General features: G+C 66.4%; 6 protein-coding genes. 2 read left to right on the top strand and 4 right to left on the bottom strand.

The features are described 5' to 3' along the window. Positions 1-79 precede the first annotated feature (79 nt). The gene (locus ACO6VM_RS12995; protein WP_401058594.1) at positions 80-544 is read left to right on the top strand and encodes a universal stress protein; all 465 of its coding nucleotides are present in this window, start codon (positions 80-82) and stop codon (positions 542-544) included. A gap of 125 nt (positions 545-669) precedes the next feature. On the opposite strand, the gene ACO6VM_RS12990 is transcribed toward ACO6VM_RS12995, so the two are convergent. Genes ACO6VM_RS12990 through ACO6VM_RS12975 form a run of 4 tightly spaced genes read right to left on the bottom strand, consistent with a single transcriptional unit; the run spans position 670 to position 5440 of the window. Beyond that, positions 670-1527: an efflux RND transporter periplasmic adaptor subunit gene (locus tag ACO6VM_RS12990; protein WP_401058592.1), complete on the bottom strand. Its 858-nt coding sequence runs from the start codon at positions 1525-1527 to the stop codon at positions 670-672. A gap of 10 nt (positions 1528-1537) precedes the next feature. After that, positions 1538-1738 (bottom strand): DUF1656 domain-containing protein, encoded by a 201-nt coding sequence (locus ACO6VM_RS12985; protein ID WP_028689551.1) that lies wholly within the window; start codon positions 1736-1738, stop codon positions 1538-1540. Further along, a complete protein-coding gene (locus ACO6VM_RS12980) occupies positions 1728-3905 on the bottom strand; it encodes an FUSC family protein (RefSeq protein WP_401058590.1) in 2178 nt (725 codons plus the stop codon). Before ACO6VM_RS12980 ends, ACO6VM_RS12985 begins: the two co-directional genes overlap by 11 nt. Then, on the bottom strand, positions 3902-5440 hold the full coding sequence (locus ACO6VM_RS12975; protein WP_422403392.1) for an efflux transporter outer membrane subunit: 1539 nt from the start codon (positions 5438-5440) through the stop codon (positions 3902-3904). The genes ACO6VM_RS12980 and ACO6VM_RS12975 overlap by 4 nt, the downstream gene beginning before the upstream one ends. Positions 5441-5620: 180 nt before the next feature. Here ACO6VM_RS12975 and ACO6VM_RS12970 point away from each other — a divergent pair, with 180 nt between their 5' ends. Continuing rightward, positions 5621-6568, top strand: coding sequence for a LysR family transcriptional regulator (locus tag ACO6VM_RS12970; protein WP_125462652.1), 948 nt, complete (start codon positions 5621-5623; stop codon positions 6566-6568). Positions 6569-6680: the final 112 nt, after the last annotated feature.

Here is a 6680-nt window from a genome sequence, read left to right as displayed (position 1 = left end):
TACACGTGCTTCGATATAGCTCCTCCCCTCGCCCCCCCCCCCCCCCCCCCCCCCCCGCCACTGCCAACAAGGAATGCCCATGCCCCACCCAGTGCTGATCGCCATCGACGCCTCCCCCGCCAGCCATGCCCTGCTCGACCTCGCCCGCCGCTACTGCCGCCCGGGCGAACACACCCTGCACGTGCTGCTGGCCATCGACGCGACCTTCGCCGTGCACGAGCAGCGCACGGCCTACACCGAGCAGGAGCTGGAGGAATACCCCGCCGCCTGCGACGAGCAGCAGATGGCTGAACATGCCGTGGGCAACGCCGTGAAGACCCTGCGCGAAGCCGGCTTCGACAGCCTGGGCTGCATGGAGGCCGGCCAGCCGGAGGACGTCATTGTCGCCAAGGCCCGGGAGTTGGAGTGCGAGCTGATCATCATGGGGCACCGGCATCTGTCGCGGCTGGGGCGACTGCTGGATACGTCGATCAGCGCCAAGGTGATCGACCGGGTACAGGTGCCAGTGCTGGTTGGAGTAGCGAATGGAAACAGCCAGGCTTGAGCGTATCCTGTGGGAGCGGGTTTACCCGCGAACACCGGCTCAGCCGGTGCCATGCACCGCGTCGGCATCTTCGCGGGTAAACCCGCTCCCACAGGTCCCCGCTGAGTCAACGGAGTTACAGACCATCACTCGCTCGGCTTGACCACCACCGTACAAGTCGTCCCCGCCGCCAGCAGGTAGCCGTCCGGCACTTCGTCGATATGAATCCGCACCGGCACCCGCTGCGCCAGCCTTACCCAGTTGAACGTGGGGTTCACATCGGCGATCAACTCGCGGCTCTGCGGGTTGTCGCGGTCGTAGATACCCCGGGCGATGCTCTCCACATGCCCGCTGAGGCGCTCGCCGCTCATCATCTGCAACTCGGCCACGTCGCCCACCTTCACATGGGGCAACTTGGTCTCCTCGAAGAAGCCGTACACCCAGAACGAGTTTTCATCCACCACCGCCATCACCGCCTCGCCGGTGCGGGCGTAGTCGCCCTTGTGGATGTTCAGGTTGGTCACGTAGCCATCGACGGTGGCGACGATCTGCGTACGCTTGAGGTTCAGCTCGGCCGCCGCCAGTTGGGCCTGGGCCTGCTGGTAGTCGGCCAGCGCCGAGTTGGCGATGTTGCTGGCGTCGTCGCGGTTCTCCTTGGAGATCACCAGATTGTCCATGTCGGCACGGCGCTTGGCGTTGACCTTGCGCATTTCCCAGGTGGCCTTGCGCGAAGCGACCAGCGCCTTGGCCTGGTCCACCGCCAGCTGGTAGTGCTCGGGGTCGATGCGGATCAGCACATCGCCCTTCTTCACCCGCTGGTTGTCCTTGACCGGTACGTCCACCACATAGCCCGGCGCGTCGGCGGCGACGTTGATGATGTCGGCGCGCACCCGGCCGTCGCGGGTCCAGGGCGTGGTCATGTAGTGCAGCCACAACTGGCGGCCGATCACCACGGCAGCGGTCAGCACCAGCAGGGTGGCGATCAGGCTGAAGAACTTTTTCATCGAAGGTTTCTCACCAGTAGAGCGACAGCGCCAGGGCGCCGAACAGGCAGACGAACAGGGAAAGGCGCAGCAGCGCCGGGTGCCAGAAGAAGCGGTAGCCATCAACGCTTGCAATGAACCGATCGAGCCCCCAGGCCAGGCCCAGGGCGAACAGGAACATCAAGGTCATGGTGGGCATGTACACGCCATGGAAGGCGATCTCACGGGGCATCGTGCAATCCTTTCGCCGGGGCCAACGGCGACTGTGGGTCGAGCAGGGAGGTTCGGATGAAGTGCAGGTAGCTCTGCGCCCGGCGCAGCACCGAGGTGTCGAAGTGCCGGGCGAAGGGTTCGTCGGTGGCCTGCACCCGGCTGATGGCATGGTCCACTGCCACCAGGGCGCGTTCGTGGTTGCTGGCGCTCGGTTGCAGGAACAGCCGCGCCAACGCCCGGCCCATGACGCGGATGGCCTGGCGCCAGGGCTGCGACTCGGCATAGGCCGGGTGCACCGGCGCGCGGGCCTGCTCCTTGCGCAGCTCGATGACGGCGTGGCCGATCTCCAGCACCGTGAACATCCAGCCCATCAGCTGGCTTTGCACCTGCGGCTTGCCGGCGGCCAGGCCATAGGCCTGGTGCAGCAGGTCGCGGGTGCGGCTTTCGAAGGCCGAGCCCAGGCCGCGCAGGCGCCCGCTGATGGCGAACAGCACCTGCTCGCGCAGCTCCTGCTCCAGGCGGCTCCACAGCCAGCGGCTGTTGGGCGGCAGGATGATCGCCCCGGCCGCGGCGCAGACGAACATGCCGATGACCATGCCGATGTAGTCGTTGATGAAGGTGTAGGGGTTGTAGACGGTGAGGTTGTTGGGCACCGAGCCGATGGCGAAGAACACCAGCAAGCCCAGGCCATAGCCGGCGTAGGCCGGGCGTGAGGCGAGGAACGCACCGAGCACGAACACCGGCGCCAGCACCATGCACAGCAAGGGGAAACCGTCGATCCAGGGGAACACGAAGAAGGTTTCGAAGAAGCCGATAAAGGCGCCGATCGCCGTGCCGCAGGCCATCTGGAACGACATGCGCTTGGGGTTCGGCGAGGCCGCCGACAGGCCCACGGTGACGGTGGCGATCAGGGTCATCATGGCGCCGCTGGGCCAGTCGCTGAGCAGCCAGTAGCTGCCCAGCAGCAACAGCACCGCCGAGGCGCGCACGCCAGCGGCCGCCGACACCAGCCAGCTGGTCTGGGCCACGTAAGGCTCGTCCCATTGCTCGCGCTCGTGGGTATGGGCGGCCAGCGAGGCGTGGGTCTCGGCGTAGCTGTACATCTCGTCGACGAAGCGGTAGAGCAGCTCGAAGGCCGTATGGAAATCGAGCAGGTCGGACTCGCTGGGGTTGGTTTCCAGGTAGTCCGCCCGCAGCCCGCGGACCTGGGCTTGCAGGCCTTCTTTATAAGTGCCCAGTTCGAGCGCCAGGCGCAGCGCATCGGCGTCGGTCAGCGCACGCCCCACATAGGGTTGCAACAGCTCGGCCAGCGTCTCAAGGCCCGGCTCGATGGCGCCGACGATCTGCAGCGGGCCACGGGCGCGCAGGCGCTCCAGCAGCCGGTGCAGGGCGTTGAAGCGGGTGGTGATGGCCATGAACTCGCTGTTCATGCGGACCAGCCGGCCAGAGCGGCGGCGCATGTGCGGGTCTTCGAAGGCGGTGACGTTGCGCAGGCTCTCAAGCCCCACCGCCTCGGCGACGAAGCGGACGTTGCTGGTCTCGTAGCGGTCGCGCTGGCTGTCGCCGCGCAGCGCTTCGACCACCACCCCGGCGAAGGTGCCGAAGCGCTGGTACAGGGCGTTGCGCATGGCGGCGCTGGCCGACTGCGGCAGGATCGCGGCGCTGACGAAGGTCGACACCAGGATGCCCAAGGCAATTTCCAGCACCCGCCACACCGCGGCCATGAACGCCTGGTCGGGGTGCTCCAGCACCGGCAGGCCGATCATCGCCGCGGTGTAGCCGGCCAGCACGAAGCCGTAGGCGCGGAAGGTGCGGTAGCGCATGGCACCGGCCGAGCACAGGCCCACCCACAGGGCCAGGCTGGGCAGGAACAGCTCGGTGTTCTGCGGGAAGATCGCGATCAGCGCAACCATCATCGCCGAGCCGGCCAGGGTGCCGAGCACCCGGTAGAAGCTCTTGGCGAACACATGGCCGCTTTGCGGCTGCATGACGATGAACACGGTGATCATCGCCGTGCGCGGCTGCGGCAGCTCCAGGCGCATGGCCAGCCACAGGGTGATGAAGGCCGCGGCCAGGACTTTGAAGATGTACACCCAGGTGACGCCGTCGGTGCGCGCCCAGGCGAAGAAGCCCCGGCGCCATTCCAGGCTCTGCAGCCAGCGCAGGGGCAAACTCAGTGCGCTCATTGGGCGTGGTCCGCGTGGTCGAGGAGTTTGTCGACCATCGTCAAGGCGGCCGGGGTCTTCGGTGCGGCCTGGCGCTGTTCGTCCGGCACGTCCTTGCCGGCTTCCAGGCCCCCGCCCAAGGCGGTGACCAGTTCGGCATGGGCGATCAGGCGCGCGGCCTGCACTTGCTGTTGCACCTGTTGCTGGCGGAACAGCAGGGTCTGGGCGTTGAGCACGTTGAGGTAGTCGGTGAGGCCGCGCTGGAAGGCCACGGTGGCGATGTCGTAGGTCTTCTGCGCGGCGGCCACGGATTCGGCGGCGAAGTGCGCCTGCTCCTGCATCGATTCGCGGCGGATCAGTTGGTCGGAGATGTTCTTCAGCGCGCCGATCACCGTCTGGTTGTAGCGCGCCACGGCCACGTCATAGCCGGCCGAGGCCACGCCCAGCTGCGAACGCAGGCGGCCACCGTCGAAGATCGGCAAGCTGATCGCCGGCCCGACGTTGTAGTTGAACTTGCGCCCGGTGAGGAATTCCAACGGGCCGCCGCCGGTGGCCATGAAGCCGAGGCTGCCCACCAGGTCGACATTGGGGAAAAAGCCGGCATGGGCCACATCGATGCCGCGCGCCTGGGCGGCGACCTGCCAGCGGCTGGCGACCACATCGGGGCGCTGGCCGACCAGTTCGGCGGGCAGGTTCGACGGCAGCTTGAGCGGCGCGCCGAGGGTCAGGCTTGGCCGCTGCAGTTTGCCGCCCTCCCCCGGGCCCTTGCCGGCCAGGGCCGCCAGCTGATTGCGGGTCAGGGCGATTGCTTCGTTGAGGCTGTCGATCTGGCGGTGGGTCTCGGGCAGCGGCGCTTCGGCCTGGCTGAGCTCGAAATGGGTGCCGATGCCGCCGTCGAGGCGGCGCTTGGCCAGGGCGACGATCTGCTCCTGCTGGGCCAGCTCGGCCTGGACGATATCGCGCCGGGCAAACTGCAGGCTGAGCTGGATGTAGCTGCGCACCACGTTGTTTTCCAGCTCCAGCTGGGCCTGGCGCGCCTCGGCGACGCTCATGTGGGCCTGGTCCACGGCCTGCTCGCTGGCATTGCGTTCACGGCCCCACAGGTCCAGCGCGTAGCTGAAGCCGATGGCGGCGTTGTTGTCCCAGGTGTTGGCGCCAGACAACGCGCCGGGGCCGTAGAACTGATCCTCCGGCCAGTTGTGGCGCTTGAGCGAGGCCTGGCCGTTGGCCTGGAACTGCTCGGCCGACTCGACCACACCGGCCATGGCCTTGGCTTCACGCACCCGCGCGGCGGCCATGGCCATGCTCGGGCTGCCCTGCAGGGCCAGCGCTACCCAGGCGTTCAATTGGGGGTCGCCATAGGCGCGCCACCACTGCTGGGCCGGCCAATGGGCATCACGCGCCGCCTCGCCAATGGCGGCGTCGGTGGTCAGTTGGTTGGCTTGGATTGTCTTGCTTTGCGGGGCAATGCCCCAGGTTCCGATACAGCCGCTCAAGGACAAGCTAAGGGCACAGGCACTGAGCGCTCGGAGCGCTCCGATGTGGCGACGCGGCACAGCTGCGATTTCCCGAGGAAGAGGTGGAGGGGCTGGGCCATTCTAGGGGTGGCTTTCATTGGCGATAAGCGCATATTCCTGCGAATCTTTGTTACCAAAACAGCGATAATCCGGCTTTGGTCGAACGTGCATTCACGTTACTTCATGTCACAATTTTGTCCTCTAACCCGAGAGTGACCCATGGACACCCTGCAAAACATGCGTGCTTTCAGTTGTGTGGCCCAGCTCGGCAGTTTCACTGCCGCCGCCGTGCAGCTTGATACGACCACCGCGAACGTCTCGCGCGCGGTCTCCAACCTGGAAGCCCATCTGCAAACCCGCCTGCTCAACCGCACCACCCGGCGCATCGCGCTGACCGAAGCAGGCAAGCGCTACCTGATGCGCTGCGAACAGATCCTCAGTTACGTCGAGGAGGCCGAAGCCGAAGCCAGCGATGCCCACGCCCGCCCTGCCGGGCAGCTGAAGGTGCATTCGATGACCGGCGTGGGCCAGCATTTCGTGGTCGATGCCATCGCCCGTTACCGCGAGTCGCACCCGGACGTGACCTTCGACCTGACCATGGCCAACCGTGTGCCCGACTTGCTCGACGAGGGCTACGACGTGTCCATCGTGCTGGCCACCGAGCTGCCGGACTCGGGCTTCGTCTCGCAGCGCCTGGGCATCACCTACAGCATCGTCTGCGCCTCGCCCGAATACGTGGCACGCCACGGCACCGCGCACAAGCCGGCCGACCTGCTCAAGCATTCGTGCTTGCGCATGGTCAGCCCGGTGATCCCGCTGGAGAAGTGGCTGTTCGACGGCCCCGAAGGCCAGGAGCTGGTCAACATCACCACCTCGCCGTTCCAGGTGAACTCGGCCGATGCGATGAAGACCGCGATCCGCAGCAGCATGGGGGTTGGCGTGCTGCCGATCTATTCGGCCATCGATGCCCTGCGTGACGGCAGCATCGTGCGGATCATGCCCGACTACCGCCTGCAGGAGCTCAACCTGTACGCGATCTACCCGTCGCGCCAGTACCTGGATGCCAAGATCAAGACCTGGGTCGAGTACCTGCGTAACTCGTTGCCGGAGATCCTGGCGGCCCATGAGGCGGACCTGAAGACCCACCAGGTGCTGATCGCCAACTGAAAAAGCTGCTGCATTGCGGGTGGGGACAATGGTAGGTTGCTAAGCAATGACACCGCCATTCGCGGGGCAAGCCCGCTCCCACGCCATTCACGAAACCCCCGGGGGAGAGGGC

It is taken from the genome of Pseudomonas sp. GZD-209 (genome assembly GCF_049310485.1).
In the GTDB taxonomy this organism is placed as follows: domain Bacteria; phylum Pseudomonadota; class Gammaproteobacteria; order Pseudomonadales; family Pseudomonadaceae; genus Aquipseudomonas; species Aquipseudomonas sichuanensis.
The sequence above is the reverse complement of the archived record's forward strand: the minus strand, read 5'-3'. Positions and strand labels throughout refer to the sequence as shown.

Coding starts and splice junctions, on each gene's coding strand:
- ACO6VM_RS12995 (WP_401058594.1), top strand. CDS start 80: ATGCCCCACCCAGTGCTGATCGCCATCGACGCCTCCCCCGCCAGCCAT.
- ACO6VM_RS12990 (WP_401058592.1), bottom strand. CDS start 1,527: ATGAAAAAGTTCTTCAGCCTGATCGCCACCCTGCTGGTGCTGACCGCT.
- ACO6VM_RS12985 (WP_028689551.1), bottom strand. CDS start 1,738: ATGCCCCGTGAGATCGCCTTCCATGGCGTGTACATGCCCACCATGACC.
- ACO6VM_RS12980 (WP_401058590.1), bottom strand. CDS start 3,905: ATGAGCGCACTGAGTTTGCCCCTGCGCTGGCTGCAGAGCCTGGAATGG.
- ACO6VM_RS12970 (WP_125462652.1), top strand. CDS start 5,621: ATGGACACCCTGCAAAACATGCGTGCTTTCAGTTGTGTGGCCCAGCTC.